Annotated in this window: 2 protein-coding genes and 1 pseudogene; 1 reads left to right on the plus strand and 2 read right to left on the minus strand. The window is 61.1% G+C overall.

The genetic code is table 11. From position 1 onward, the window contains the following. Positions 1-21: 21 nt before the first annotated feature. Both QZ638_RS23155 and QZ638_RS23160 read right to left on the minus strand, forming a co-directional pair. Positions 22-858, minus strand: coding sequence for an amidohydrolase (locus tag QZ638_RS23155; RefSeq protein WP_295815100.1), 837 nt, complete (start codon positions 856-858; stop codon positions 22-24). Between the two features lie 69 nt (positions 859-927). Then, entirely contained in the window at positions 928-1,710 is a 783-nt protein-coding gene (locus QZ638_RS23160) for an IclR family transcriptional regulator (RefSeq protein ID WP_295815102.1), read from the minus strand. Between the two features lie 166 nt (positions 1,711-1,876). Between QZ638_RS23160 and QZ638_RS23165 the strand changes: the two are divergent. Continuing rightward, positions 1,877-2,717, plus strand: a pseudogene (locus QZ638_RS23165) (sugar ABC transporter substrate-binding protein); the annotation flags it as partial.

Consider the following 2,717-nt stretch of genomic DNA (forward strand, 5'->3'; position numbering starts at 1 on the left):
AGAAGCTTCGGCTGATCCGCCTTAAATGTTCCAGATGCGCCTGGCATTTTCGGAATAGAGCTTGCGGCGCTCATCCTCGCTCGCGCCTTCCATCAGCGCGTGGGTCGCCGCGACCCACGCCATCAGGCCGCCGCCCAGCGTGCAGACCGGCCAGTCGCTGCCCCAGACAACACGGTCCCAGCCGAAGGCGCCTATGGTGTGTTCCACCCATGGCCGGAGCGTTTCCGCGATCCACGTGTCGGCGTTCGCATAGGCGACTACGCCCGAGATCTTGGCGATAACGTTCTGTCGTTTCGCGATTTCACCGACGAGGTCTTTCCAGGGCTGGCGCGCATCGCCCGCAATATCCGGCACGCCGCAATGGTCGAGGATGAAGGTGACGTCCGGCGCGAGATCGGCAAGGGCGATCGCCTTGTCCAGCTGGCGCGGCAGTACGCAGAGATCGAAGGTCAGGCCGGTGCCGCCGAGACGCTTCAGGTTCTCGCGAAACAGCGGCTGCTCCGAGAGTTCGTCGGGCATGACGTGAAGCACGCGGCGAAATCCTTTGACCAGCGGATTGGCCTGCTGACGCTCCAGATAGGCCGCGAAACCCTCCTCTTCCGGACGGCAGGACGCGATGGCCGCGACGATCAGGCTGTCCGTGCGGTCGGCAAGCGTGCCGACATAGGCCGTCTCGTCCTCGATCCTCTCCGGCGCGACGTCGACTTCCATGTGGAATGTCGCGTCGATGCCGGCCCGCCGCGCGTCGCGCTCGTAGTCGTCGTAGGTCCAGTTCCGGTTGAGCGGCTCCACGCTCGCGAGCCACGGATAATCGAGGGCCGCCTGGTCGATGACGTGCAGATGGGTGTCGACGATCATGGTGCTTCCTCCTCGCGAACCGTATCGCCGATATGCTCCCACAGGAGAATAGATTATTCAAATAAGAATTCAGGCCGTCGCTTTTGCTTCCGTTCCGGCCAGTTCCGAAAGCTGCCGGGTCGTCCTGGTGAGCATTTCCAGCGTCTCGGTAATGTCGGGAGCCTGGGGCACGTTCACAAGCGTGATGTAGGGTATCGTCAGTGCCGCTATGGAGCGTCCGTCAGGGCCGAGAATTGGCGCCGACAGATTGTAGACACCCGCAGTCTGCGCGCTCGGCATCATCTCGTAGCCGCGCTCGCGGATCTGGTCGAGACGGTCGAAAAACTCTTTTGCCATGCTGGGATGTTCGGTGCTGCGGGAATACTCGTTGATCATCATCAGTCGCTCCTCCTGCGACCTGAAGGCCAGGAGAACGTGGCCGGAGCCGGTGTCATACAGACTGATATTCGAGCCTACCCGGATGGAAATGCCCCAGTAGCCGGGTGCCTCCTGCTGCGCGACGACGACGACCGAACCGCGGTCGAAGACTGCCAACTGGTTTGCCTGGCGTGTCTCCTCGGCGAGTTCGCGCATAAAGGGCGTTGCGAACGAGACCAGGCGCCGCACCGGCGCGTGCGACTGGGCGAGACCGAACAGTTTGAGTGTCAGCGAGAAACGGTCGCCATCGATGCGGGCGACGTAGCCCCGCCTCACGAGGCGGTCGAGCATACGGTAAAATTCGTTGGGGCTGCGGCCGAGGCTTTTTGCGATTTCCGCCTGGGTCAGGCCGCCATCGATCTGAGCAAGGAGTTCCAGGATATCGAGACCCTTGTCGAGGGCGGGGGCCCTGTAGCGATCGTCTTCCTGTTCCATGTTTTCTCCATGAATGCGGCCATTCATATACGCACAAAGCAGGCGGAAAACAATCGAAGAACGCCTTGACCGTCAGTGAAGAAGGTGTTTGTATATGAATGAACCACTCATCAGTGAGGGTTTGGGCGTTTCGTCCATCATGCACAAATGTCTCGGGAGGAGGCTCATGAACAAGCTACTGGCCGGCGTGTCTGCCGGCGTCCTCGCATTGGTTGCCGGCGGAACTGCGCTCGCGCAGGAATTGCCGGGCAAATTCGAAGGTGTCACCATCGATGCCAAGCTGATCGGCGGTCAGCAGTACGAAAACCTCTATTCGCGCATTGCGGAATGGGAAGAGGCGACCGGCGCCACGGTCAACGTCATCTCGAAAAAGAACCACTTCGATCTCGACAAGGAGATCAAGTCCGATATCGCCGTAGGTGCGGTCAACTGGTGCGTGGGCTCGAACCACTCGTCATTCGCTCCGCAGTATCCGGGCATCTACACCGACCTGAACGCCCTGCTGCCGAAGGAAGAGATCGACGCATTTGTCGACGCGAACATTTCGGCCTCGACGCTGGACGGCAAACTGGTGATGCTGCCGCGCGCGCAGTTCGACGTCTCGGCGCTCTACTACCAGAAGAGCCTGTACGAGGACGAAGACAACAAGGCCGCGTTCAAGGAGAAATACGGCTATGATCTCGCTCCGCCGGACACCTGGGAGCAGGTGACCGATCAGGCGAAGTTCTTCGCCAATCCGCCGGACTTCTACGGCACTCAGTATGCCGGCAAGGAAGAGGCGATCAACGGCCGTTTCTACGAAATGCTGCGCGCCGAGGGCGGTGAGTATCTGGACGCCGACGGCCGTCCGGCCTTCAACTCCGAAGCAGGGGTTCGCGCGCTGAACTGGTTCGTGGACCTGTACGAGGCAAAGGCCGTTCCGGCCGGCACGACCAACTATCTCTGGGACGACCTCGGCCAGGGTTTTGCGTCCGGCACGGTCGCGATCAACCTGGACTGGCCGGGTT

Origin of the sequence: uncultured Nitratireductor sp. (assembly GCF_913053745.1) — a bacterium.
In the GTDB taxonomy this organism is placed as follows: domain Bacteria; phylum Pseudomonadota; class Alphaproteobacteria; order Rhizobiales; family Rhizobiaceae; genus Nitratireductor.

Excerpts from the sequence above, each read along its gene's own strand:
- QZ638_RS23155 (WP_295815100.1), bottom strand. The coding sequence starts at position 858 with ATGATCGTCGACACCCATCTGCACGTCATCGACCAGGCGGCCCTCGAT.
- QZ638_RS23160 (WP_295815102.1), bottom strand. The coding sequence starts at position 1,710 with ATGGAACAGGAAGACGATCGCTACAGGGCCCCCGCCCTCGACAAGGGT.